This is a genomic window from Stenotrophomonas sp. 3diitr2024 (assembly GCF_042136455.1).
Classification (GTDB): domain Bacteria; phylum Pseudomonadota; class Gammaproteobacteria; order Xanthomonadales; family Xanthomonadaceae; genus Stenotrophomonas; species Stenotrophomonas sepilia.
In genome coordinates, this window is the sequence record NZ_JBHHMJ010000462.1 from 1 (window position 1) to 25,251 (window position 25,251).

Sequence of the window (25,251 nt, forward strand, 5' to 3'; positions counted from 1 at the left end):
GGCCGCTGGCCGGCAACCAAGCAAGGCTACCGAAGATCATGAGGTTGCCGGCCAGCGGCCGGCACTACCGGAACACCCTGCGTTGTTGCGCCAGGCGATGCCCGGCGGACGGGAATGCGAGGTTTACGGCCCCGGCGGCAAGCGCACTTCGAAGCGGGCGCCACCCAGTTCGGCCGAACGGCCCACGGTCAGTTCGCCGCGGTAGTCCTTGATCAGGTCCTGCACGATCGACAGGCCGATGCCGTGGCCCTGCACGCGCTCGTCGCCACGCACGCCACGCTGCAGCACCTTGCCGATGTCGTCCGGGGCGATGCCCGGGCCATCGTCGTCCACCGCCAGCAACAGGCCGGCACGGCGTGCGTTCGGCGCCGGCAGCGGCTGCGCGGTCAACAGCACGCGGCGGTTGGCCCACTTGAAGGCGTTCTCCAGCAGGTTGCCGAGCAGTTCCTGCAGGTCGCCCGGTTCGCCGTGGAAGCGTGCGACCGGGTCGATATCGAATTCGCACAGCACGCCCTTGGCGGCGTAGACCTTTTCCAGGCCACGCACGATTTCCTCGGCGTTGGACTCGATCGGCAGCGGCGCGGAGAACAGCTTGTGGCCCGACGAGGCCGCGCGTGCCAGCTGGTACGAAACCAGGTTGTTCATGCGCTGCAGCTGCACGTCCAGTTCTTCGCGCAGCGCACCGTCGCCGGCGCCGCTGTCCATCTGCGTGCGCAGTACCGCGATCGGCGTTTTCAGGCTGTGCGCGAGGTCGGCCAGGGTGTTGCGCTGGCGCTCGAGGTTCTCGCGCTCGCTTTCGATGAAGGCGTTGATGCTGTCGGTCAGCGGTTCCAGCTCGCGCGGGTGGCGCTCGCTCATGCGCTCGGTCTCGCCGCGCTGCACCTTGGTCAGCTCGGTGATCACCCGGCGCAACGGGCGCAGGCTCCACTGCAGGATGACGGTCTGCAGCAGCAGCAGGATCAGGCCGATGCCGCCCAGGTAGAACCAGACGCGGCCACGGAACACGCGCAGCTGCGCACCCAGCGCGCGCGAGTCTTCCATCACGTAGATGGTGTACGGGAATTCAGTGGCGGGGTCGGCGTCGGCGCCCCACACCAGGCCCAGGCCATAGCGGTACACCGAGCCCTGGCTGCCATCGATCTGGATCATCGGCAGCGGGCCTTCGAACACTTCCTGGCGCGGCGCCAGCAGGCCGCCGCCCACGGTGGGCAGCATGGGCCCTTCGGCGGACATCGAATTGCCCTTGCCGTGCGGCATCACCACCTGCAGGTACAGGCCACTGCCGGGTACGTCGAAGCGTGAATCCGGCGGCTGCTCGCGGATGTACAGCGAGCGGTCGCGGGTGAAGTCGATGCCGGCCGCGTAGGAGGTGGCGTAGTTCTTCAGGCGCTCGCGCAGGTTCGCCTTCGCCGTATCGGCGAAGGCGGCGTCGAGCGCGTAGCCGGCCAGCGCCAGGAACGCCACCAGGCCCACGGACGCGGCGAGCATCTGGCGCGCCTGCAGTGAGCGCGGCCGCCAGCGTCGGAAGAACCACAGACGGCCGGACATCGTGTTATCGCCAGGGTGAGCCGGCTCAGCCCTCGTTGCGCGGGATCGCGAAACGGTAGCCGCGACCGCGCACGGTCTCGATCGGCTTCAGTTCGCCATCCGGGTCCAGCTTCTTGCGCAGGCGGCCGATGAAGACCTCCAGCACGTTGGAGTCGCGGTCGAAGTCCTGCTGGTAGATGTGTTCGGTGAGGTCGGCCTTGGAGACCAGTTCACCGGCATGCATCATCAGATATTCCAGCACCTTGTACTCGTAGCTGGTCAGGTCGACATTGCTGCCGGCCACGCTGACCGTCTGGGCAGCAAGGTCCAGGGCGACCGGGCCGCATTCCAGGGTCGGCTTGCTCCAGCCGGCGGCGCGGCGCAGCAGCGCGTTGACGCGGGCCAGCAGCTCTTCGACGTGGAACGGCTTGACCAGGTAATCGTCGGCGCCCTGCTTCAGGCCCTCGACCTTGTCCTGCCAGCTCGAACGCGCGGTCAGGATCAGTACCGGGAACTTCTTGCCTTCGTCACGCAGGGCCTTGATCAGCTCCATGCCCGACATCTTGGGCAGGCCGAGGTCGATGATGCCGACATCGAACGGAACTTCGCGCCCCATGTAGAGGCCTTCCTCGCCGTCCTGCGCAGCATCGACGGCAAAGCCTTCGCGCTTGAGCCGGGCTGCCAGGGTCTCACGCAGCGGGGCTTCGTCTTCGACCAGAAGGATACGCATGAACTCTCCCTAGTGTCCTGGGTGTGGCCCGGAGGCCTGTGGGGTACGGGTTGATAGCGACGACTATCCCTGTTCAGGGGTTATCGCCGCGTAGTGATGACATATCCGACCGCGGCGTCCGCGGCTGTGAACGCGACGGGGCGGGGTCGTCCATGTAGCGGACCCGGCCCCGGTCGTCCATGTACTTCACCCGGTTGATATCACGACCATCGAACGGCACGCGCTCGGCGCCGAGGATGTGGCCGCCGGTGCTGCGCTGCACGCGGCGCACGGCATCGGACAGCGAACGCTCGTCGCCACGGTGGCCGCGCTCTCCCCGATCCATCATTTCCGCCCGTGCCTGCTCGCCGCGCGGCGGCTGTTGCGCCAGCGCCGACGACAGCGGCGCAGCCGACAGCACCACGCAGGTGGCCAGGGCAATGCGGCAATGGAAGGGAGCGGAAGACATCGATGCGATCCTAGCCGAGCACGGCGATTCGTTCAAAAGTCGTAAATCCGGGAGCCGGGTGCGGGACCCGGCCTTTACAATTCCTTTGCAAATTCTTGGTTTGGGGCAGTGAATCCGGTCTGAACTTTTCCGGCCGCAGCCCTGTGATGTTCAGCTAGGTGAACATTCGGGACGAATCACCGTCCCTTGTCAAGTCAGGAATGTGACTGCGGTCACGCTGCGGCACGATCGGCTTCGCGCTCAGTGACCGACAGGGCCTGCTCGACCAGGCTCCAGTCGGCGCCCGGGCGGTGCGCGCCCTCGCTCAGCACCTGGCGGAACGCGCGGCCACCGGGCTGGCCGTGGAACAGGCCGAGCAGGTGGCGGGTGATGTGCTTCAGCGCCAGGCCTTCGCCCAGGCGCGCTTCCACGTAGGGACGCAGCGTGCGCAGCAGGTCGCCACGGGCCTGCAGCGGGGCGCCGGTCTGCAGCGCCTCCAGCTGATGCAGCAGGTAGGGGTCGTGGTAGGCCGCGCGGCCCAGCATCACGCCATCGACGTGCGCGGCCTGCGCCTGTACCGCCTCGATGGTGGCCAGGCCGCCATTGAGCACCACCGGCAGCGCCGGGCGCTCCTGCTTCAGGCGGTAGGCCCAGTCGTACTTCAGTGGCGGAACCTCGCGGTTCTCCTTCGGCGACAGGCCCTTCAGCCACGCGTTGCGCGCATGCACCACCACCATTGCGGCACCGGCGGCGACCTGGCGGTCGACGAAGGCGGCGAACACGTCATAGTCGTTGTCCTCGTCCACGCCCAAGCGGCACTTCACCGTCACCGGGATCCCGATCGCGTCGACCATCGCCGCCACGCAGTCGGCTACCAGCGCCGGCTCGCGCATCAGGCAGGCGCCGAAACGCCCCGCCTGCACGCGGTCGGACGGACAGCCGCAGTTGAGGTTGACCTCGTCGTAGCCCCACTCCGCGGCGATGCGCGCGGCCTGCGCCAGCAGCGCCGGGTCGCTGCCGCCCAGCTGCAGCGCCAGCGGCTGCTCGCTGCGGTCGAAGCCGAGCAGGCGCTCGCGGTCGCCGTGGATGACCGCGTTGGCGTGCACCATTTCCGTGTACAGGCGCACACCCGGCGCCAGCACGCGGTGGAACACGCGGCAATGGCGGTCCGTCCAGTCCATCATGGGGGCCACGGACAGGCGCAGGGAATCGGCGTAACGGGCGGTGGCGGACGTCATCGGGGTGTTGATCGCGGAGACTGGCATTGCCAGTGAGATCAATAGTTTACACCGGACAGCTGAATGGCGGCGGGTGGCGCCCGGATAGCGCTGGGGCGCCCGGGCCCGAGGGCCGTTCGCAAGCCGGGCGGCGCCAACCCACAATGACGGGCAACCGGTCACAGTTGTCGCGATTCGTTGACGACGACGAAATACTGACGCCGTTATAGTCCGTCGCTCGCAATGGATTGGACGTGTGGAGCAGATGATGCAGCACAAGCGTTTGAGCAGGACCCTCGCCACCGCGCTGGCGGTCGCCGTAATGGCCATCGGCACGGCAACCGCAGCACCCGCTGCCACCGGGCTGAGCCCGACCTTCACCACCTGCCGTGACAAGGCACAGGGTGCGATCGAGCAGGCCGCCTGCCTGACCTCGGAAAGCGCACGCCAGGACCAGCGCCTGAACCAGGCCTACCGCCAGCTGCAGGCAAAGCTGAGTGGCGCAAAGAAGACCAAGCTGGTGAATGCCCAGCGCGCGTGGCTGCAGTCGCGCAGCCGCGATGGCGAACTGGATACCGCGCTGTACGACGATTCGCAGCCCGGCAACCTGCAGGGCGAGCTGAACGATGTGATGCGCCTGAGCGCGCGTGCCGACCAGCTGCAGAAGTATCTGCAGCTGCTGGACTGACCCTTGAGGGGCAAACCCTCTGACTGCACAAGGATGTAAGACATGCCAACCAACATCGATACCCATGATCTCGATGCTACCTCCGGCGCCGTGTATTTCGCCGTCGGCCGTGGTACCGAAGGGGGTCCCGCCTCCTACCATCTGGCCATCGCCGGCATCACCCAGGGCGTGACCGAACCGCACTGGGGCACAGTGAACAAAGTCGCGCAGAACAGCGGTTACAGCCTGGGCGCGATCCAGGTCGACTTCGGCCAGCGCGGCGAGTGGGCGCTGGGCGCCATCGACGGCCACGCACTGAAGGCGGGCGAGACGACCTATGTCGACGCCGTGATCGATCAGGCCAGCACCTATGCCAAGGCGCACAACCTGCCCTTCACCCAGGACCACGCCGACCTGCGCCGCGACCTGCTCAGCCACGGCAATGGCCTGAGCGGGCGCAGCTCGATCCAGTTCATCGATACCAACACGCGCGACAGCATCAACGCCTGGGCCGGTTCGGCCGAGGGCAAGCAGTGGATCCACGCGAACATCGACTACCCGCAGGTGCGCAACGCCACCCGGATCGGCATGGCGATGGTGGACGCACACGGCAGCGGCATCGCCGAGGAAAACCGCTTCGAAGCGATCAGCCTGATCGCCAAGACCGCCAACCAGTTGCCCAGCCAGCTGCCCAAGCTGCAGAAGGTGCTGGAAGAAGGCGGTGACTACGAGGCGCTGCGCGCGAAGGCCGGGCAGATCCGCGAGACCTACCAGTACTTCGACGCGCCCAAGGCCGGCGACATCGCCGTGCGCTACGAAAATGCCTACGCCAACAACAAGGACGCAATGGACCGCGCCCATGCCAAGGTCAGCAGCCGCGACTACTCGCCCGCCGGTGAGCACAACGATGCGGACATCAAGGTGGCGCTGGACCAGATCGGCGCACCGCGCCAGCAGGCCGGTTCGCAGACGTTGAAGGAAGGGTCCAGCGGCCGTGACGTGCTGAAGCTGGAGAGCAATCTGGTCACGCTGGGCTATGCCAGTGCTGGCGGCCAGCAGACGCTGAATCCGGACCGGCGCTTCGATGCCACCACCCGCAAGGCGGTGGAAGACTTCCAGCGCGCACACAACCTGGACCCGGTGGACGGCAAGGCCGGGCCAGCCACGCTGGCCGCGATCGACCGCGACGCGCGCGAACTCCAAGGCAACCTGGCCGCGCTGGGGCTGACCGACGCCAAGGGCCAGGCCATTGGCAGCGATGGCTATCTGGGCGGCGGCAGCCGCCATGCGATCAACGCTTTCCAGCAGCAGCATGGCCTGCCCGCGACCGGCATTGCCGATGCGGAAACCCGCCAGGCGCTGGCCAATGAAGTGCAGCAGCGTGCGCAGGCACAGGGCAACACCCCGGGGCAGCAGACCGCGGCCGAGCCTGCGCGCGAGACGGTGTACCCGATGTCCGACCCGCGCAGCCCGCAGAACTGGCTGTACACCGAGACCCTGGTGCAGGTGAAGTTCGCCGAGGAAGCGCGTGGCCTGCCCTCCGGCGAGCATAGCGAGAAGCTGGCCGCTGCGCTTACCGTGGAAGCTGCACGTGCCGGCCTGTACCGGGTTGATCGCGTTGAACTGAACCAGGATGGCTCGATGGCGCGCGCGGTGCAGGCCAATGCACTGCACGACGAAAGCGCGTTGAACCGCAATACCGCGCCGGTATCGACGGCGGACGCGATGCGCCAGAGCGTGCAGGAAAACAGCGAGCGGGCATTGCAGGTGAGCGATCAGCAGCGCGAGCAACAGAAGATCGACCAGCAGACCCAGCAGCACGGCCCGCGGGCCATGATGGCGTAAGAGAGCGGGCCCACGGGCCTGCGAGTGCCATTGCCTTGCTCACCCCTCGTCGGCTTGAGGCCGACGGGGGCGTTGGTTGAGGTGCGTCGAGGATTGTCGCAAATGCCAATTGAAGGATGTATCTCTCTGGATACGATCAGTCCATGGCATTCCCGCAGGCGACACAGACGTTCACGCAGATGAGCAAGCTGAAGACGACTCCCTTTGATCCAGAAGACTATCTCGACGACGACGTGGCGATTGCCACTTATCTGGGCGAAGCGCTGGCAGCAGGTGATACAAGCCACTTTCAGGAGGCGCTTGGAACAGTGGCTTGTGCCCTGTCAGCGCTCAGGACTCACCTCATCGTGCAGGCGAACAGCCGTCCGCCAGATTCTGTGTGATCGCAACTAATTTAACCTTCAACATAGTCGGGCGTCGCTTGTCCCACGCTGTATGTAATGCAGGCTCAATGCCAGCCCCGCCAAGCGGCCCCACCGACTAGAAAAGGATCTGGCTGGCGACATTGAGCCGACCATCGTCTCGACTGCACGATGGTCGACCAAGGCTGGATTCAGCCAACATCAGCGCATTTGGTGGCCTCCAAATATGCCGTAACCGCGACAGACGCTTGCCGCGGGCCCTGCTTAGACGACCGAGACATTTCCGTCATTCCTCGTTGCTAGCTGGGTATCCGAAGCCGGGCAGCTGGGCCTGAACAGGCTGTTGTTTGTAGAAATCGGCGAGGTCGAGGATTGCCCTACGAATCGACCTAAGATCCGTATGCGGGACTGAAACAAATACCTCTTGCTCTTCATCTACAGAATCAACCCCGGCAGCGAACAACCCCTTGGGTGCTCGAGAAGTGTTGATCAGATCGACGTAGCATCCGTAGTCCAGCGCGTAGACATTGAACCGTCGACCAGCATGATCTTGCGAAGATACGCCCTGTCTAATTACATGCAGGACACGAGCATCATAGAGAAAATCTATCAAATCGTCCCTCGCGCCGACTTCGAGTAGAAACGCGCGCGCCTGTCGATGCTTAATGACTTCGTCAATCACCCAGTTCAAGAGCCTCTGCGCCTCCGGCCTGGTGGCAATAGCCTGTTGCTTGGCGCGCGTGTACCACGTTCGAGCAGCGCTACGAACATCCTGCACTGAAATAGGGCTATTCGGAGACTTCTGTGCTGCAATGCCAATGATGTTGATAGCATCGCGCGGCACACCCTCCGATGCCCGGGTGAACTCCTCAAGCGCCGTCACCTGGGTAAAGAGCTTGGCTACTAGATCAGTAGCAGAATCAGGCAGGCCTGCCCCCTCAGATTTCATCATTGCAATCACATGGCGAAACAGAAGTTCCGCAAAGAACTGCTTCGCCTGCTCCGGACTGTTCTCAAAGACCAAAAATTCATCAAGACTGATGCTAGCAGCCGCATCCGCACCAATTTCAATACCAATATGCCCCACCGAATCATCAGCGACCCGAAAATTGGAACGTTGCTCAATGGCAGCTATCTTGACGGTTACACCTCTGACTGGAATGACACAACGCCTAAAAAGGTCTGCCAAGTAAGGTTGCAGATCCAGAGGAATCTCGCTCCACTCATCCAGAATCACCCAGAGCTTTCTATCCGGCAAGAGATCGACAAGTCTCTGCAGTTCACGAGCAAGTCGACCGAACTGCACGCGTAGGCGCTGGTGACCAGAAACCCTAAGGCGCCCTCCTCTCTCGACTTGAGATTTCTGACTATCTTCGACGTCCAATGAAAGTGGCGCACCGGCACCAAGGCCAATCCTTAAGCTTGAGCCTTCGTTGTTGGCCACAGTAGAGCTTCGTGTGCACTCCTGCTCAACCATTCCCTCAACAGTGAGTTCAGTTGCAGCTTCGGCAAAAGCGTCAAGCGCCGGTCCAATCTGAGAAAGATCCAAACATTCCGTGTCTTCAAGAACACGTTTCAGCACCGCATCTTGAATCGCTATCAGAGTATCAACCAACAAACGCGTAGCACGTTCTGGCAATGGCGTATTCGGATCGGCATAGATTCCGCCAGTGGAACCGACTGTTCTCATATCGAGCTGCGCTGTCACCACACCAGACCGGTCAAGTTGACTGCGCAGGTACCCCAGAAGATGAGTCTTTCCCGTTCCGCGCCTCCCGAAAATTATCTGATTATCGGCATTCGATAGCAATGTAAAAACGGGACCAATATCCACAAAAGAATCAATTATATGTTGCGGATCATGAGTCTCTGCGCGCTTACTTAGCTTCAGAACAGCGTTATTGATGGAAAGCATGGACATCCTGTATTTGGTAGATCTCTAGCCTCTATCGGCGATCCGATCTTCACATACATGAGACTTGCTCGCTACCATCACGGTGCTCATTGTCATTTGAGTTCGTTTGTGACCTTCGTCATTGAGCAATCTTCGTTCTTTTGGATTCACCCGACAGGTACACAGCTCGACCTTCTGCAATCTTGGACGAACGAATTTGGCGCGAGTTTCCGCCCCCCCGACATCAGGCCGAATACGTCAATTCTTGTCGAAAAATGCACTCGCACCGTCCTACCTGATCGCTAATACTACTGCTTTGAAAATATCCAGCTCTACTTCCTGATGAACACTCTTCTCTAGGGCCGCACGCTATTGGATCTCGGCTCAGTGACAATTCGTCAGACTGTTTGTAACTCAACATTGACCCTATGAACCTATCAAGAGGAAGCGTCCTTGCCATCGTCTATGCATCGATGAAGGACGCAGGATTTGTCCGCCACGACCTGACACTCTTCAGAGTGCGCCAACATTTCATTGACGTGCTCTCGCCTCAAATCAGAAGCGATGGCAAAGCACTCGCACTCAATGTCGGTGTGCTCGCCCGCTTCATCCCGGGGCGTTGCACGGATCAGACCATGAATCTCAACGAAGCCGACTGCGACGTGAGATGCAGGGCCGCTCCCTCAGGGAAAAGCGACCATTGGATAAGCGTTGAACAGGATGCTGGTCTGCTCAAGATCGAGGTGGATGCTCTATTGACAGAGAATGCCCTTCCCTTCTTCTCAAAGTTCCAGGACATCGATTCCATCTGTGAAGCTCTGACGGTCGCGGCCATTCAGGCTGACACGACGCCGGCACACTTCAGCTCGATCACGCGCGTCGGCAGGGCCCTGCTCGCTGCCCTTTCGTGGCAGGCAAAGGCTGACACCGAGTCTGCCAAGGCGCTAGCCACATATGGACTCTCCATATGTAATGGCGCTACCGCACTCAAAAGCCGATTCAGGAAAATTCTGGAGGATTAGCCGCCCCCAGAACCGGCGTGGGCATTGAAGCACCGCCGCTTCAGTGCCCGCTACACGCGCCACCCACCTGCTCGATCAGCGTCTGGCAGGCAGCATTCAGCCCCACCACCGTCACCTTCGCCCCATGTGCGGCCAGCTATTCCTGCGCGCGTTCCAGCGCGGCCGCGGCGGTCAGGTCTCACAGGAGGGCATCGCTCAGATCAATCTGCACCTTCGGCGCCACGTGCTGGTAGTCGAACACCGCACCCAGCTGGCCGGCCGAGGCAAAGAACACCTGCCCACGCACGCGGTAGACCTGCTTGTCACCGGCATCGTAGCGCTGCATATCCAGCATGCGGCCGAGAAATTCGATAACCATGTTGGCCACGCCCTGGACGACGCATTCGCGGTCACGCTCGCTGGGCCTCTCGTCGATGTCCTCAACGTTCTGCGACGATGCCAGACAGCGGAAGGCAGCGGGGCGCGGCGGCGCTCTACAATCGCGCCATGGCCGCCGATCGTCCGCAGTTCTTCGACTCCACCACCGAACAGGGCGTGCTGCGCCTGTCCATCGCCGCCTCGCTGCTGCTGGCCGCCGCCGCAGTGGTATTCGGCCTGCTGGCCAATTCCTCGCTGATCATCTTCGACGGCATCTACGGCCTGATCGATGTGGTGATGACCTGGCTGTCACTGCTGGTCGCGCGGCTGATCGCACTGTCCACGAGCACCGACGCGCTGCAGTCGCGGCTCAACCAGCGCTTCACCATGGGGTTCTGGCACCTGGAGCCGATCGTGCTGGGGGTGAGCGGCACGCTGATGATCGGCGCGGCGCTGTATGCGCTGGTCAATGCGGTCGACGCGCTGATGTCCGGCGGCCGCCACATCGCGCTCGGCCCGGCCATCGCCTTCGCCGGGCTGTCGATCGTCGGCGAAGGTGCGCTGGCCTGGTTCGTGCTGCGCGCCAACCGGCGCATCGGTTCGGAGTTCATCGCACTGGACGCGAAGAACTGGGCGATCGCCGCCAGCATGTCGGCCTGCTATCTGCTGGCCTTCCTCGGCGGCGTGCTGGTGCAGGGCACCTCGCTGGCGTGGGTCGGGCCGTACATCGACCCGGCCATCCTCGCCTTCGTCTGCGTGCTGGTGATGATCGCCCCGCTCGGCACCGTGCGCCGGGCGCTGGCCGGCATCCTGCTGGTCACTCCGCCGGAACTGCAGGCGCATGTGGATGCGGTGGCACGCGCGATCGTGGCCAGGCACGGCTTCGTCGAGCACCGCAGCTACGTGGCGCAGGTGGGGCGTGGCGAGCAGATCGAGTTGTTCTTCGTGGTGCCGGAAGACGACCCACCGCGGCCCTTGGTGGAATGGGACCGGCTGCGCGACGAGATCGGCGAAGCGCTGGGCGAGGCCTCGCCGGACCGCTGGCTGACCATCATGTTCACCACCGACCGCGAGTGGACGATCTAGGCCAACAGGACGATCGATCAAGTTTTTCGTACGCGTTGCAACCCAACGTACGCGGAAAGCGGGCAAAGTAGGCTCCAACGCAACACCCACCCACTGACCAGGAGCATCCCGATGTCCATCGAAAAGGTTCTGTACACCGCCCAGGCCACCTCCACCGGCGGCCGCGAAGGCCGTTCCGTCTCCTCCGACAACGTGCTGGACATCCAGCTGTCGACCCCGCGCGAGCTGGGCGGCGCCGGCGGCCCCGGCACCAACCCGGAACAACTGTTCGCCGCCGGCTACTCGGCCTGCTTCCTGGGCGCACTGAAGTTCGTGGCCGGCCAGGCCAAGGTCGCGCTGCCGGCCGACACCACCGTCACCGGCAAGGTCGGCATCGGCCAGATCCCGACCGGTTTCGGCATCGAGGCCGAGCTGACCATCAACGTGCCGGGCGTGCCGCGCGAGCAGGTGGAAGAACTGGTGCAGAAGGCACACATCGTGTGCCCGTACTCCAACGCCACCCGCGGCAACATCGACGTGACGCTGATCGTTGCCTGATGCAGCGCCGGGGTCGGATCCCTTTGCCAACAGCAAAGGGCTCTGACCCCATCCCAGGCCCGGCACGGCTATATGGGGTCAGAGCCCTTTCGCGTTGCGAAAGGGATCCGACCCCAGTGATCCGCCCCCCCAAAAAAATGGGCGGATGCCGGTCGAAACCAAACATCCGCCCATCCCACCTCGGGTGGGCCCCGGCACATGGCCGGGGACGCATTCGCTGCGGCGCGCATCCATCCTTCTGGAGAAGAGCCCCCTTGTTGTTCAAGGGGGCGCGCCAACGGCGCGGGGATAAGGTGGAATGCGCGGACCAGCGACCAGTTACTGGTCGCTTGTGATGAGCTGCACGACGCTGGAGAAATCCAGCTTGCCGCGGCCGGCCTGGTGGTTCATCGAGTACAGGTTGCGGGCCACTTCGCCCAGCGGGATCGAGGCGCCGACACTCATCGCCGCTTCTACCGCCAGGCCCATGTCCTTCAGCATCAGATCGCTGCCGAAACCGCCGCTGTAGCCGCGCGAGGCCGGCGCATTTTCCAGCACGCCCGGCCACGGGTTGCACACTTCGGTGGCCCAGCTGCGGCCGGTGCTGACCGCCATCATCTGCGACAGCACCTTCGGGTCCAGCCCGTGCGCCACGCCCAGTGCGATGGCTTCACCGGTCACCGCCATGATCACGCCCAGCGCCATGTTGTTGCACAGCTTGGCGACCTGGCCAGCACCGCTGGCGCCGACATGGAAGATGTTCTTGCCCATCGCCTGCAGCACCGGGCGGGCGCGCTCCAGCGCGTCCTCTTCGCCACCGACGATGAAGGTCAGGGTACCGGCCTGGGCGCCGGCGGTACCGCCGGAGACCGGCGCGTCGATCATCTGCAGGCCACGCGCGGCGGCCGCTTCCGAGACCTTGCGGGCACTGGCCGGTGCGATCGTGCTGCAGTCGATGACCAGTGCACCGGCCGGGATTGCGGCGAGGATGCCGTCATCGCCCAGGTAGACGCCTTCGACGTGGCGGCTGGCCGGCAGCATCGAGATCACGACTTCCGCATCGGCCAGGGTGTCGCGTGCCGACGACGCCGCGCTGGCACCGGCATCGACGGCGGCCTGCACCGCGGCCGGGACCAGATCGAACACGCGCACGGTGTGGCCGTTCTTGACCAGGTTGGCGGCCATCGGGCCACCCATGTTGCCCAACCCGATGAATGCAATGCGGCTCATGCAAGGCTCCTTTCAACAAGGGGAGTGCCCAGGTCGGCCAGCGGATGCGCGGCAGCGGCCCAGGGGGAAGCGAAGAAGGTGTCGGCCCACGCACCGGTGGCCTCGGCCAGGGTGGCCGGGTTCCACTGCGGATTGCGGTCCTTGTCGATCAGCAGCGCGCGGATGCCTTCGGCGAAATCACCGTGGGCGGCGCAATGCAGGGCGACGATGTACTCCAGACGGTAGATCGCGGCCAGATCCTGGCCGGCACTGCGGCGCTGCAGCTCGTACGACAACCGTGCCGAACCCGGCGCACCGGCGGCGAGGGTTTTCTGTGCCGCCTGCAACCACGCATCATCGGTCTGCAGGCCGGCAATGCGCGCGACAATGGCTTCAAGGTCATCGCCTTCGCACAACGCATCGACCTGCGCCGCATTGGCCAGCAGCGGACCGGTGGCGGCATCGCTGGCATGCGCCTGCAGCAGATGGGTCAGGCGTTCGTGGTTGTGTGCGGAGTCACTGGACCAGGCCACCTGCAGCAGCGCATCGAACACCGCACTGCGGCGCTCTTCGGGCACATGTACATCGGCCAGGCCAGCGTAGATGGCATCGCCTGGGTTGAGCAGCGCGCCGGTCAGCGCCAGGAACAGCCCGCCCTTGCCCGGCACGCGCGGCAGCAGCCAGCTGCCACCGACATCAGGGAACAGGCCGACGGTGATTTCCGGGAAGGCCAGCTTGGAGCGCTCGCTGACCACACGGTGGCTGGCGCCGGACATCAGGCCGATGCCGCCGCCCATCACGATGCCGTGGCCCCAGCACAGGATCGGCTTGGCGTAGGTGTGGATGAGGTAATCGACGCGGTATTCAACGTCGAAGAACTCGGCGGCGTAGTCGTTCTCGCGGATGTCGCTGCGGCCGTCCTCACGGAAGGCGACCATGGCCTTGTACAGGCTGTGCAGGTCGCCGCCAGCGCAGAACGCCTTTTCGCCAGCACCCTGCAGCACCACCATGGCGATGCCGTCGTCGTCGGCCCAGGCGTTCAACTGCTCCAGCAGCAGGTGTGCCATCGGCAGCGAGAAGCCATTGAGCGTGCGCGGCGCGTTGAGCGTGGCGAGGCCGATGCGCATGCCGTTACCGGCCACGCGCTCCTCGAACAGCACCGGTGCGTCGTCGGCAGCGGTGTCGGTGCTCATGCGTTCTTCCACTGCGCGGCGCGCTTTTCCAGGAAGGCAGTCACGCCCTCGACCTGGTCGGCGGTGTCGAACAGATCGACGAAGGCTTCGCGCTCGGCCACCAGCGCCGAGGCGTGGGTGCCGGTGCGGGTGGCCTGTACCAGCGTCTTGCAGGCGGCGATGCTGGTCGGGCTCTGCTTGCCGGCCTTTTTCGCCCATTCCAGCGCCAGTGCCTTGGCTTCGCCCTTGCCGACCTTCTCTTCGGCCAGCCCGATGCGCAGCGCGGTCTCGGCGTTGATGCGCTCACCCAGCAGGATCATGCGCTTGGCCCAGCCTTCGCCAACCAGGCGCGGCAGGTTCTGGGTGCCACCGGCGCACGGCAGCAGGCCGACGGTGGCCTCCGGCAGCGCCACCTGGGCGTGCTCTTCGATGATGCGCAGGTCGCAGGCCAGTGCGCATTCCAGGCCTCCGCCCATCGCGTAGCCGTTGATCGCGGCGATCGACACGCCACGGAAACCGGACAACGCCTCGAAGGCTTCGCCGAAACGGCGCGCGGCTTCGCGCGCTGCGGCCTTGTCGCCGGAAGCGAACTGGTTGAGGTCGGCACCGGCGGAGAAGAACTTCTCGCCGTCACCGGTGATCACCAGTGCGTAGACGTCACGGTCTGCGTTGAGCGCGCCGACCAGGTCGCGCAGCGCCGACAGGCTGTGCACGGTCCAGGTGTGCGCCGGCGGGTTGTTCAGGGTGACCACGGCGGTGTGGCCGTCGGCCTCGACCTTCAGGCCCACGTGCTCCTGGGTACGCCAATCCTTCATCGCAGTTCCTCTTCGGTGTTGAGCAGGTGACGGGCAACGATCACCCGCATGATCTCGTTGGTGCCTTCCAGGATCTGGTGCACGCGGCAGTCACGCAGCAGGCGCTCGATCGGGTACTCGCGGATGTAGCCGTAGCCACCGTGGATCTGCAGCGCTTCATTGCAGACGTTGAAGCCGGCATCGGTGGCGAAGCGCTTGGCCATCGCGCACCATACGTTGGCATCGCTGGCCCCGGCATCGAGCTTGCGTGCGGCGGTGTGCACCATCTGCCGCGCGGCCACCAGCTGGGTGACCATGTCGGCCAGCTTGAACTGCAGCGCCTGGAACTCGGCCAGCGCCTTGCCGAACTGGCGGCGCTCGCCCATGTAGCGGCGCGCGGCATCCAGCGCGCCCTGCGCGGCACCCAGCGAGCAGGCGGCAATGTTGATGCGGCCACCATCAAGCCCCTTCATCGCCAGCTTGAAGCCACCGCCTTCTTCTCCCAGAAGGTGGCTGACCGGCACGCGGACGTTTTCGAAGGTGATGCCACGGGTGGGCTGGCTGTTCCAGCCCATCTTCTCTTCCTTGCGGCCGAAGCTGATGCCCGGCAGGTCCGACGGCACTGCAATGGCGCTGACGCCGCCGGCACCGGCACCGCCGGTACGTGCCATCACCACCAGCAGTTCGGTGGCACCGGCGCCGGAGATGAAGGCCTTCGAGCCGTTCAGCACGTAATGATCGCCGTCGCGCACGGCGGTGGTCTTCAGCGAGGCCGCATCGGAGCCGGCACCCGGTTCGGTCAGGCAGTACGAGGCCAGCTTGTTGCCCGAGGACAGGTCAGTGCCCCACGCATCGCGCAGTGCTGGCTGGCCCCACGTGGACACCATCCACGAGGCCATGTTGTGGATGCTGATGTAGGCCGCAGTCGACGGATCGACGTTGGCGAGCTCCTCGATGACGACGGCGGCGTCCAGCCGGCTCAGGCCGCTGCCGCCCACTTCCGGGTCCATGTACAGACCGCAGAAGCCCAGTTCACCGGCCTTGGCGATCGCCTCGCGCGGAAAGATGCCCTCCGCATCCCATCGCGCGGCGTGTGGCGCCAGTTCGGCCTGTGCGAAGTCGCGCGCCGCCTCGCGGTACGCCTGCTGCGCTTCTTCCAGTTCCGTCGTCATCGAGTGGCTCATGGCTGCTCCTGCCGTTACTTCAGGCTGATCGTGGTGTTGACGCCGTGGCTCAGCGTCTCGTCATCGAACCAGCGCGCGGTGACCGTCTTGGTCTGGGTGTAGAACAGCACCACCTGCTTGCCATACGGGCCCAGGTCACCCAGCTTGGAGGCGCGCGAACCGGTGAACGAGAACAGCGGCACCGGCACCGGGATCGGCACGTTGATGCCGACCTGGCCGACGTCGATGTCTTCCTGGAACTTGCGCGCGGCCGCGCCGGACTGGGTGAACAGTGCGGTGCCGTTGCCGTTCGGGTTGCTGTTGACCATCGCGATGGCGTCTTCCAGCGTTTCTGCTTCGAGGATGACCAGCACCGGCCCGAAGATTTCTTCCTGGTAGATGCGCATGTCGGTGGTGACACCGGCAAAGATGGTCGGGCCGACGAAGTTGCCCTTCTCGAAGCCATCGACCTGCGGGTTGCGGCCGTCGAGTGCCAGCTTGGCGCCCTGCTCCACGCCCGAGGCGATCAGGCCTTCCACGCGCTCGCGGGCGCTGCAGGAAATGACCGGGCCGACGTCGGTGCCGGACACGGTGCCGGCGCTGACCTTCAACGTCTTGGCCTTTTCGACCAGGTCCTGCACCCAGTTGCGCGCCTCACCGACGAGCACCAGGGTGGAGGCGGCCATGCAGCGCTGGCCCGCGGCACCAAAGGCGGCACCGACCATCGCGTTGAGGGTCTGTTCCTTGTTGGCGTCCGGCAGCACCACGGCGTGGTTCTTGGCGCCCATCATGCACTGCACGCGCTTGCCGGCCAGCGAGGCGCGGTTGTAGACGTGGGTGCCGACGCGGGTGGAACCGACGAACGACACGGCCTTGATGTCCGGGTGGTCGCAGATCGCGTTGACCACTTCTTCGCCACCGTGGACGACGTTCAGCACGCCCTTCGGAATGCCGGCTTCCAGGGCAAGCTCGACCAGGCGCATGGTCACCATCGGGTCCTGCTCGGACGGCTTGAGGATGAAGGTGTTGCCCGTTGCAATCGCCATCGGGAACATCCACAGCGGGATCATCGCCGGGAAGTTGAACGGTGTGATGCCGGCGCACACGCCCAGCGGCTGCATGATCGTGTAGGTGTCCACGCCATTGGCCACGTTGTTGGCCAGCTCGCCCAGCTGCAGGTTGCCGATGGCGGCGGCGTGCTCGACCACTTCCAGGCCGCGGAACACATCGCCTTCGGCGTCGGGCAGAGTCTTGCCCTGTTCGGCGGTGAGGATGTGGGCCAGCTCGCTCATGTTCTCGCGGATCAGCTGCTGGTACTTCAGGAAGATGCGCGCGCGGGTGCCGATCGGGGTCTTGCGCCAGGTCTTGAAGGCTTCCTTGGCGGCGGCGACGGCGGCGTCCACTTCGCCGGTGGTGGCGAAGGGCACCTTGGCCAGCACGTCCTGGGTGGCCGGATTGATCACGTCCTGCCAGTGGGAGGTGGCCGATTCAACGAACTGGCCATCGATCAGCATGCGGATACGGGGCGCTGCAACAGTCATGACGACAATCCCACAGGGTGCGAAAGATGCTTGGCATTATTCACAGCACCCAGCTCGATTTCTGGGCTGAATCCGCTTAATCTGGCCAACACGCCCCACGATTCCTGTTAATTCTGTGAATCCCTCAGCTCCCCAGCGGCAACTCGGCCTGCGCCTGCGGCGGTTGCGTGAACAGCGCGGCTACAGCCAGGTTGACCTGGCGCGGGCGCTAGGGCTGTCGGCCAGCTACCTGAACCAGATCGAGCGCAACAAGCGCCCACTGACCCCGGCCGTGCAGAAGAAGCTGGGCCAGGTACTCGGCGATGTTTCCGCACTGTTCGACGAAGATGAGCCCGCCGCGCTGCAGGAAGCGCTGGGCGAGACCCTGCGCGACCTGGGCCTGGCCGAAGTCAGCGCCACCGAACTGCGCACCCTGGCGGGCAACCTGCCGCAGGTCAGCCGTGCGCTGCTGGACCTGCACCGCCGCCACCTGGCACTGCGCGAGCATGCCGCCGCGCTGGAATTCCAGCTGGGCGAGCCCGGCGCCGGCAGCACCCTGCCGGCCGGCGACCAGGTACGCGAGTTCTTCAACCGCATGCACAACCATATTCCCGAGCTGGACGAACTGGCCGAGCGCCTGTTCGCCGAGTGGGGGCTATCGCCTGGGCATGTGGCGCCGCGCTTGCGCCAGCTGCTGGCCGACCGCCACGGCGTGCTGGTGGAAGTGGCCGCACTGCAGGCCGGGCGCGAGAAGCGCCAGTACGATGCGGGTACGCGGCGGCTGTGGCTGCCGGACTACCTGGAGCCAGGCCAGCAGGCGTTCCAGATGGCCGCCGAACTGGCCCTGCACGGCTACCTGCCGCAGATCGACGCGGTGGTGGCGCGTGCGGGCTTCACCGATGACGCGCGCATCGCGCAGGCGCGGGTGGGTCTTTCGAACTACTTCGCCGGCGCGCTGGTCATGCCCTACATGCGCTTCCTGCGTGCGGCCGAGGCCAGCAGCTACGACATCGAACTGCTGGCGCACCAGTTCGGCGTCGGCTTCGAGGCGGTCTGCCACCGGCTGAGCACGCTGGCACGGCGCAGTGCGCCCGGCCTGCCGTTCTTCTTCATCCGCGTGGACCGCGCGGGCAACGTATCCAAGCGCCATTCGGCCACCGACTTCCACTTCTCGCAGGTGGGCGGCTCGTGCCCGCTATGGATCGTCTACGAGGCGTTCAACCAGCCAGGCCGCATCCTTACCCAGACCGCGCGCATGCCCGATGGCCGCCGTCATTTCTGGCTGGCGCGGCAGGTCAGCAGTGGCCCGGTGGGCCATGGCCAGCCGCGCAAGACCTTCGCGGTGGCGCTGGGCTGCGATCTGCAGCATGCCGAGCGGCTGGTGTATTCACTGGGGCTGGATGTGCAGAGCCCGGGCAATTCGGTATCGATCGGGCCGGGTTGCCGGGTGTGCCCGCGCGAGGACTGCATGCAGCGCGCGTTCGCGCAGTTGCCGGGGAGGTAGGGTTGGTTCGGCAGGGCTGCGCCCTGCACCTGCCGAAGCCGAAGCCGAAGCCGAAGCCGAAGCCGAAGCCGAAGCAACAGCAACAGCAACAGCTGGCATTCCGTGGGATTGCGGGGCGGTGTCGGATTGCGGGGACGCCGTGAACCCGTCCCTGGGGGCTTGGCCGCAGCATCCATGCCGCGGACACCCCGCAATCCGACACCACCCCGCCTTCGACAGTTTCCTTCCATCTGTCGGAACGACGTATTGCTCTGGTAGGTGTCGACCTTGGTCGACACGGTAGATCCACGCCATGCGTGGATGCTCTTCGATGAATGTTCGAAATATTCGATTTCGATGGACGTTCATCCACGCATGGCGTGGATCTACTACCGGGTCAGTAGATCGGCGTCACCTTCATCTGCGGCAGCGGGCGCGGTGCGCCTTCGGTCAGGTCCGGGCCAAGGTCTTCCCAGGTGCGGCCCTGCTCGACCATCTGCGCCCACAGCAGCTGCGAGCCGCGACGCTTGTCTTCCGAGCCGAGCTTGTACGACGGCGGTGCCGGCTCGCCACGGGCAACCATCGAGTACGCCGCGCGGTAGGCCAGCACCTGCTGCGCCGGGTCGTCGGTACGCGCCACTTCCAGCGTGTAGCGCTGGTAGGCCGAGGCCAGGTTGCGCCAGCGGATCCAGTAGTGGTTCCCGAACGAGAACGAACAGAAGCGCGCACCCGCCAGGCTGCCCTTGTCGGCGATGCGGGTCAGCACCTCCTGCGGCATGTCCAGGTTCATGCCGCCTTCGTCGCCCTGCAGGCTGACGTGCACGATGCGGTCACGGTAACCCGGCGCGCGCGCCTGCAGCAGGTCGCGCCAGTTCTGCATGGTCGCCACCACCGCGAACAGGAAGCGCCCCAGCTCAGCTGCGGCTAGCGGCGTGGCAATGGACTGGTAATGCCGTTGCCAACCGTGGCGGTTTTCGGTGGGCAGGAACACGGCACTTTCCAGCGCCTGTCGGCCATCACTGCCGCGGCCCACGTCTTCGGCATGCTGCGGGTAGACCAGGTTGATGGCGAAGGTCGGCCAGCGCGGTAGCGCGGCATCAAACAGATGGATCGGGAAGTTGCTGCTGATGCCACCATCGGAGAACCAGCAGATGCGGAACGCGGTGATCACCGGGCCGCAGGTCTGCCCGGCGCTGGTCAGCCCTTCCATGCTGTCGGCCACGTTGTGTTCCTGATCGGCGGCAGGTGCAGTGGGTTCGCAGCGGCGTTCGCGGCGCGAGGGCTCATGCAGCGGCACCGCGCTGATCAGCAACGGGAAGCTCAGGCTCATGCGCGTGGCCACCAGCACCGGCAGCTTCGGACCCTGCGGCAGGTGGTAGTACCGGCGCCCTTCCACCTCCAGCGGGGGGCCGGCCTGCGTCACCAGCCACTGCACCACGCTGGCGGGGAACAACTGCTCGAACTCCTCGCGCAGGAACCAGAACTGCGCGCCGCCCAGCGGCAGTGTGCGTGGTTCATTGTGCGACACGCAGGTGGTGATCATCTGCAGGCTGATCGCATGCGGGCTGTCCGGCTCGCCGGCATAGCGCGGCGCGTCATGCAGGTCGGCAAAGGTCAGCGGTGCATCCAGCGGCTTGCCGGACAAGTGCTGCAGGCATTCATGCAGCCACTCGGTCAACGCCGGCTTGCGTGCATCGCGGCCGAGGCCACTGCACAGGCCCAGCAGGTTGCGCCGGGCCACACGCGCAACGCGCAAGGCGGCTCCGGCCACGCCTGCACCGTAGGCGCACAGCAGCGACGGCAGCAGCGTTGCGGCCACGCCGCTCCAGCCACCGCCCCACCAGCCCAGGCCGAGCAGCAGCGCCAGCGACACCAGCACTTCCAGCGGCGCGATCTCGAATACCGCCACCGCCAGGCACAGCAGCTTGTGCGGCAGGCCGGCATTGCCGGTCAGCACCACCAGCAGCCGATAGGCCGCGCGCGCGCCCCGCGCCGGTTGGAACAGGCTGTAGATGAACCCGCGCCGCGACAACTGCGCCGACACCGCCGACAGCCCGCCATAACCGGCATCACCGGGCAGGTGCTCGCCGGCCTGCATGCGGCGATCACCGCATGCCGCCGCAGCCGCTACCGCCGCAGCGATGGCGCCAGCGGAGGTGCCGCCGATGCTCTTGAACCGATACTCGCGTGCCAGCGCCAGTACCGCATTGGGGTACACGATGCCGCTGGTGATGCCGCCTTTCATGACCAGATCGCAGTACTTCGCCGCCACGAGCCACCTCCCGTCTGTCGATGCACAGTATGGCAAGAGGGGCTCTCACCAATTGAGACAAGCCCCGCAACTCCGGCGCTTTGCGACATCAAGCAAACAGATTGATAATAACCTTGATGCAACAAGCCCGCCCTGCCAATCTATTCAGAAGTTGCGCCAGTCTGGCGCGGATCATTAGTCACCAGGGGGGAGAAAAAGTGGGAATATTTGGCGGTGTGGATCAAGCGGACTTTGATAAGTTCAGATCAACCATTGGCGAGCAGATTGCCGTTCTTAATAGCAATGTCCTGGCAATCACTAACGGAAAAATCCCTCAGATTGAATCGCGGATTGCGCAAACAGCGAGCGAGTCCGCCCAGGATGCTGCTCAAGCACTCGAGGAAATCAGGCTGAAGCGAGCGGCGCTTGATCAGATGGCACAGGAGATGCATGCGGCCCATACACAGATCGAGGCTGCAAGATCAACGCTTTTGCAGGAAATGGAATTAGTTTCCACCTCAAAGGAAAAGTTCCTCCAAGAGTCCGAATCTCTAGCACTGAAGTCTAGCGAATCCCTAGCACTGCATGATTCCGTTGTTGCCGCCAGTTCCAACACGCAGAATTCTATTGACAGCATCACCTCCCAACTCAATGAAGTTCAGAGACTTCTTGAACAAGCGGCGAACGCGAACGAGGCCATAGAAAATCTCAAGAAGACATTAAGCGATGCAAATGCGCAAAACGAGAACATCAAAAGTCTGCTCACACACTCCATGAAGAAGACTGCCGAGTTCGATGAGCTGCACAAGGAAATTTTTGGGCACAACATTGAAGACTCAGCCGGAAACACTCAAAGAGTAGATGGCCTGAAGGATCAACTTACGAAGTCGTATGAAGAGCTCGACTCGAAGATCGGTTCACTAGACGAGTTGGTTGACACATCTATTAAGGCCGTAGAAGGGCGTCATGACAGTTTGCGTGAAGCGCAACGCACCGAGTTCGCATCGCTGCTGGAGGGAGGGAAAGCTTCGCTATCAGAAGTTTCGGATCAGTTGAAAGCGCTTCTCCCAGGCGCACTAGCTGCAGGACTGAGTGCGGCTTATGAAAGCAAGAAAGATGAAGAGGCATCCTTCCTGGCATCACACGAACGCAGCTTCAAGTTTGCGGTGTATGGACTGGTTGCAGTCTCCATCATTCCGTTCGGAGTCAATTGTTACTTGTTGATGCAAGGAACTGAGCTTGCAAGCGTCTTGAAAGACACTCCCCGGCTCGTTGTTTCCATTCTCCCGTTGTACTTCCCAGTTCTCTGGCTAGCGTATTCGGCCAATAAAAGGCTGAACTTATCCAAGCGACTGATTGAGGAGTACACCCACAAGGCTGTACTGGGAAAGACATTCTCCGGGCTTTCCAATCAGATTGAAGGATTAGCCAACGATGCATCAGTAAAAGATGAGCTGCGAACCAGGCTGTTGTTCAATGTACTTCAAGTGAGTGCCGAGAACCCCGGAAAGCTGATCACCGATTACAGCAAAGCTGATCATCCGCTTATGGATGTACTGGAAAAGAGTGCTCGACTCTCCGAGTCTGTAGATGCACTTTCAAAGGTTCCAGGCTTAGGCGCCGTTGCAAGAGCTCTCTCATCTCGTCGCGATAACTTGGTTCGTGAACAGGAATCAAAGATAGAAGCTGGCTTTTCGGTCAATGAAGAACTCGATACGAAGCCAGATGAGCAGCAGGGCCAACCCTAAACCCCAACGAACCCGGAAGTGGAAACATGGAGATTGACACCTCAATACCCTTGCCTCTTTCAATTCACATCTAGATGCGGAATGACGACATGCGCGTGTAGATCGATGCGCAGAGTGGAGACCCGACCGCTACTGGGGCTAGCCTCTGCGCCACGTATCTCATGCTTTGCCCTTGACCATTGCCGCCAACGCGTCCACCGTGGGCACGCCGAAGGTATCCCTGCCGTGGCTGGATGGCGGCAGGGAGTTAAACGGGAATCCGGTGAAGGCGCTTCGTGCGCCCATTCCGGAGCTGCCCCGCAGCGGTGAATGGAAACGAATCCTGCCAACAGCACTGGGCTCGCGCCTGGGAAGCGGCAGGGAGTAGGTGGGCTGCGGCCCGTGTCCATCAGCCCGAATACCGGCCCCGGCCGGGGGACACGACCGTCCCCTGATTCGACCTGGACTCTCCGCGGGGAGGGTGCCGGGGCCATCGCCTGCCTGCACGTACAGGCGGCGTGGCCGCGCGCGTCCTGTTCACGGTAACCGGCCAGACCGCTCCCACGCCCTGACGCACGCCACGATGACCGAGTTCCAACGCCCCACCCTGACCCTGCCCGCCGATGGCAAGCGCCTGCTGCTGCATTCGTGCTGCGCGCCCTGTTCGGGCGAAGTGATGGAGGCGATCACCGCTTCCGGGATCGACTACGCGATCTTCTTCTACAACCCCAACATCCACCCGGTGAAGGAGTACGAGCTGCGCAAGCAGGAGAACATCCGCTTCGCCGAACAGCACGGCATTCCGTTCATCGACTGCGACTACGACACCGACAACTGGTTCAGGCGTGCACGCGGCATGGAAAACGAACCCGAGCGCGGCATCCGCTGCACGATGTGCTTCGACATGCGTTTCGAACGCACCGCGCTGTACGCGCACGAGCACGGCTACGACACCATCAGTTCGTCGCTGGGCATCTCGCGCTGGAAGAACATGGCGCAGATCAACGACTGCGGCATCCGCGCGGCGTCGCGCTATGAAGGCCTGCAGTACTGGGACTACAACTGGCGCAAGGGCGGCGGTGCCAGCCGCATGATCGAGATCAGCAAGCGCGAGCAGTTCTACCAGCAGGAGTACTGCGGCTGCGTGTACTCGCTGCGCGATGCCAACCGCCATCGCCGTGAGAACGGGCGCGAACGGATCAAGATCGGACTGCTGTACTACGGGCAGGACGCTGAGGCGCCGCAGGGCGATTGACGTGCAGGCATGGGGCGGCCACGCTGGTCGCTCCTTCTGATGTAGTGGATCTGCCATGATTGCCCTGCCCGCCGATGTCGCCCTGCTGGTGATCGACCTGCAGCCGGACTTCATGCCCGGCGGTGCGCTGGCCTGCGACCAGGGCGATGCGCTGGTGGCACCGATTGCCGACCTGCTGGCACAGCGTCGCTACCGCACCGTGGTGGCGACCCAGGACTGGCACCCGGCCGACCACGCCTCGTTCGCCAGCCAGCACCCCGGCAAGCGACCGTTCGAGACCATCCTGCTGCACGCGCAGCCACAGACCCTGTGGCCCGACCATTGCGTGCAGGGCAGCGATGGCGCCGCGCTGCACCCGGGCGTGGACTGGACCGTGGCCGACCTGATCCTGCGCAAGGGCACCCGCCCACAGGTGGATTCGTACAGCGCCTTCCGCGAGAACCACGGCCCCGATGGCGAGCGCCCGGCCACCGGCCTGGCCGGCTGGCTGCATGAGCGCCGCATCCGCGAGGTGCACGTGTGCGGCCTGGCACGCGACTACTGCGTGCTGTGGAGCGCGCAGGACGCGGTGAAGTCCGGCTTCCGGGTGAAGTTCCTGTGGGAGCTGACCCGGCCGGTGACCGAAGCCAACGACGCGATGGTGCGCGAAGCGCTGGGCAAGGCGGGGATTGCGATCGTCTGAGGCGTGACCGCCGGGCATGGCCCGGCGCTACCGCGCACGTCGCTTATGCCGCTTGCGCGCTCCTGCCCACAACAACACAATCGATTCATCCAGCCCCCTAACTACGCCCCCCTATAGATCGCGGGACGGCCGAACCGGGGGCTTTTCATTGGATGAAATCAGGATTCGGTAGTGCCGGCCGCTGGCCGGCAACCTCGGGATCTCTGCAGTTGCCGGGCGCATCGTTCGTCAATCCGGGCACGCCGCTGCGCGACGCCCTCACCCGCGAGGCAACCGAACGCGCGCTGGACATCACCGCACTGGGCGACGACTTCCGCCCGCTGGGCCGGATCATCGACGAGCGCG

At 64.2% G+C, this 25,251-nt stretch carries 22 protein-coding genes and 1 riboswitch; of the genes, 10 read left to right on the top strand and 12 right to left on the bottom strand.

Going from position 1 to position 25,251, the window contains the following annotated elements:
- Positions 1–123: 123 nt before the first annotated feature.
- The 4 genes from ABGA94_RS11640 to dusA form a co-directional block, all read right to left on the bottom strand.
- Positions 124–1,548 carry a sensor histidine kinase gene (locus tag ABGA94_RS11640; RefSeq protein WP_005420622.1) on the bottom strand — a complete coding sequence of 475 codons (1,425 nt, stop codon included), beginning with the start codon at positions 1,546–1,548 and terminating at the stop codon, positions 124–126.
- A gap of 25 nt (positions 1,549–1,573) precedes the next feature.
- Positions 1,574–2,257, bottom strand: a complete 684-nt coding sequence (locus tag ABGA94_RS11645) for a response regulator transcription factor (protein WP_004136763.1) — start codon at positions 2,255–2,257, stop codon at positions 1,574–1,576.
- Positions 2,258–2,330: 73 nt separating this feature from the next.
- Positions 2,331–2,705 (bottom strand): hypothetical protein, encoded by a 375-nt coding sequence (locus tag ABGA94_RS11650; protein ID WP_375367349.1) that lies wholly within the window; start codon positions 2,703–2,705, stop codon positions 2,331–2,333.
- A gap of 212 nt (positions 2,706–2,917) precedes the next feature.
- Positions 2,918–3,949 (bottom strand): tRNA dihydrouridine(20/20a) synthase DusA, encoded by a 1,032-nt coding sequence (gene dusA, locus ABGA94_RS11655; protein ID WP_262220897.1) that lies wholly within the window; start codon positions 3,947–3,949, stop codon positions 2,918–2,920.
- A gap of 220 nt (positions 3,950–4,169) precedes the next feature.
- Here dusA and ABGA94_RS11660 point away from each other — a divergent pair, with 220 nt between their 5' ends.
- The 3 genes from ABGA94_RS11660 to ABGA94_RS11670 all read left to right on the top strand — a co-directional run bounded on the left by ABGA94_RS11660 (position 4,170) and on the right by ABGA94_RS11670 (position 6,796).
- Positions 4,170–4,589 (top strand): lysozyme inhibitor LprI family protein, encoded by a 420-nt coding sequence (locus tag ABGA94_RS11660; RefSeq protein WP_194430935.1) that lies wholly within the window; start codon positions 4,170–4,172, stop codon positions 4,587–4,589.
- A 42-nt stretch (positions 4,590–4,631) separates the two neighbouring features.
- Positions 4,632–6,413, top strand: a complete 1,782-nt coding sequence (locus tag ABGA94_RS11665) for a peptidoglycan-binding protein (protein ID WP_288419414.1) — start codon at positions 4,632–4,634, stop codon at positions 6,411–6,413.
- A 143-nt stretch (positions 6,414–6,556) separates the two neighbouring features.
- On the top strand, positions 6,557–6,796 hold the full coding sequence (locus tag ABGA94_RS11670; RefSeq protein ID WP_242015148.1) for a DNA-binding protein: 240 nt from the start codon (positions 6,557–6,559) through the stop codon (positions 6,794–6,796).
- A 265-nt stretch (positions 6,797–7,061) separates the two neighbouring features.
- On the opposite strand, the gene ABGA94_RS11675 is transcribed toward ABGA94_RS11670, so the two are convergent.
- Entirely contained in the window at positions 7,062–8,690 is a 1,629-nt protein-coding gene (locus ABGA94_RS11675) for a hypothetical protein (RefSeq protein WP_188248757.1), read from the bottom strand.
- Between the two features lie 452 nt (positions 8,691–9,142).
- On the opposite strand from ABGA94_RS11675, the gene ABGA94_RS11680 reads away from it, so the two are divergent.
- Positions 9,143–9,691 carry a DUF4304 domain-containing protein gene (locus ABGA94_RS11680; protein WP_188248756.1) on the top strand — a complete coding sequence of 183 codons (549 nt, stop codon included), beginning with the start codon at positions 9,143–9,145 and terminating at the stop codon, positions 9,689–9,691.
- Between the two features lie 178 nt (positions 9,692–9,869).
- Here the strand turns inward: ABGA94_RS11680 and ABGA94_RS11685 are convergent, their stop codons facing one another.
- Entirely contained in the window at positions 9,870–10,049 is a 180-nt protein-coding gene (locus ABGA94_RS11685) for a sulfate transporter (protein WP_375367352.1), read from the bottom strand.
- A 128-nt stretch (positions 10,050–10,177) separates the two neighbouring features.
- Between ABGA94_RS11685 and ABGA94_RS11690 the strand changes: the two genes are divergently transcribed.
- Together ABGA94_RS11690 and ABGA94_RS11695 are read left to right on the top strand one after the other, a co-directional pair.
- Complete coding sequence (locus ABGA94_RS11690; RefSeq protein WP_095378611.1) at positions 10,178–11,134, top strand: cation diffusion facilitator family transporter; 957 nt, start codon at positions 10,178–10,180, stop codon at positions 11,132–11,134.
- Positions 11,135–11,245: 111 nt separating this feature from the next.
- Positions 11,246–11,671 carry an organic hydroperoxide resistance protein gene (locus ABGA94_RS11695; RefSeq protein WP_004153735.1) on the top strand — a complete coding sequence of 142 codons (426 nt, stop codon included), beginning with the start codon at positions 11,246–11,248 and terminating at the stop codon, positions 11,669–11,671.
- A gap of 318 nt (positions 11,672–11,989) precedes the next feature.
- Here ABGA94_RS11695 and mmsB read toward each other — a convergent pair whose 3' ends face one another.
- From mmsB to ABGA94_RS11720, 5 genes are read right to left on the bottom strand one after another with little or no spacing between them, the layout of a single operon-like run.
- Positions 11,990–12,880 carry a 3-hydroxyisobutyrate dehydrogenase gene (gene mmsB / locus ABGA94_RS11700; RefSeq protein ID WP_069138081.1) on the bottom strand — a complete coding sequence of 297 codons (891 nt, stop codon included), beginning with the start codon at positions 12,878–12,880 and terminating at the stop codon, positions 11,990–11,992.
- On the bottom strand, positions 12,877–14,052 hold the full coding sequence (locus tag ABGA94_RS11705; RefSeq protein WP_375367354.1) for an enoyl-CoA hydratase/isomerase family protein: 1,176 nt from the start codon (positions 14,050–14,052) through the stop codon (positions 12,877–12,879). Before ABGA94_RS11705 ends, mmsB begins: the two co-directional genes overlap by 4 nt.
- Positions 14,049–14,846, bottom strand: coding sequence for an enoyl-CoA hydratase (locus ABGA94_RS11710; protein WP_065178421.1), 798 nt, complete (start codon positions 14,844–14,846; stop codon positions 14,049–14,051). Before ABGA94_RS11710 ends, ABGA94_RS11705 begins: the two co-directional genes overlap by 4 nt.
- Positions 14,843–16,009 carry an acyl-CoA dehydrogenase family protein gene (locus ABGA94_RS11715; protein ID WP_095378605.1) on the bottom strand — a complete coding sequence of 389 codons (1,167 nt, stop codon included), beginning with the start codon at positions 16,007–16,009 and terminating at the stop codon, positions 14,843–14,845. The genes ABGA94_RS11710 and ABGA94_RS11715 overlap by 4 nt, the downstream gene beginning before the upstream one ends.
- 14 nt (positions 16,010–16,023) lie before the next feature.
- Complete coding sequence (locus ABGA94_RS11720; RefSeq protein WP_375367355.1) at positions 16,024–17,529, bottom strand: CoA-acylating methylmalonate-semialdehyde dehydrogenase; 1,506 nt, start codon at positions 17,527–17,529, stop codon at positions 16,024–16,026.
- 115 nt (positions 17,530–17,644) lie between these two features.
- Between ABGA94_RS11720 and ABGA94_RS11725 the strand changes: the two genes are divergently transcribed.
- The gene (locus tag ABGA94_RS11725) at positions 17,645–19,012 is read left to right on the top strand and encodes a short-chain fatty acyl-CoA regulator family protein (RefSeq protein WP_095378603.1); all 1,368 of its coding nucleotides are present in this window, start codon (positions 17,645–17,647) and stop codon (positions 19,010–19,012) included.
- 376 nt (positions 19,013–19,388) lie between these two features.
- Here ABGA94_RS11725 and ABGA94_RS11730 read toward each other — a convergent pair whose 3' ends face one another.
- Complete coding sequence (locus ABGA94_RS11730; protein WP_375367357.1) at positions 19,389–21,236, bottom strand: RpoH suppressor; 1,848 nt, start codon at positions 21,234–21,236, stop codon at positions 19,389–19,391.
- Between the two features lie 143 nt (positions 21,237–21,379).
- Between ABGA94_RS11730 and ABGA94_RS11735 the strand changes: the two genes are divergently transcribed.
- The 3 genes from ABGA94_RS11735 (at position 21,380) to pncA (ending at position 24,906) form a co-directional block, all read left to right on the top strand.
- Positions 21,380–22,990, top strand: a complete 1,611-nt coding sequence (locus tag ABGA94_RS11735; RefSeq protein ID WP_095378598.1) for a hypothetical protein — start codon at positions 21,380–21,382, stop codon at positions 22,988–22,990.
- 209 nt (positions 22,991–23,199) lie between these two features.
- Positions 23,200–23,414: riboswitch (cobalamin riboswitch) on the top strand.
- A gap of 138 nt (positions 23,415–23,552) precedes the next feature.
- Positions 23,553–24,224, top strand: a complete 672-nt coding sequence (locus ABGA94_RS11740; protein WP_197598793.1) for an epoxyqueuosine reductase QueH — start codon at positions 23,553–23,555, stop codon at positions 24,222–24,224.
- Positions 24,225–24,279: 55 nt separating this feature from the next.
- Positions 24,280–24,906: a bifunctional nicotinamidase/pyrazinamidase gene (pncA, locus tag ABGA94_RS11745; RefSeq protein ID WP_095378597.1), complete on the top strand. Its 627-nt coding sequence runs from the start codon at positions 24,280–24,282 to the stop codon at positions 24,904–24,906.
- Positions 24,907–25,251 lie beyond the last annotated feature (345 nt).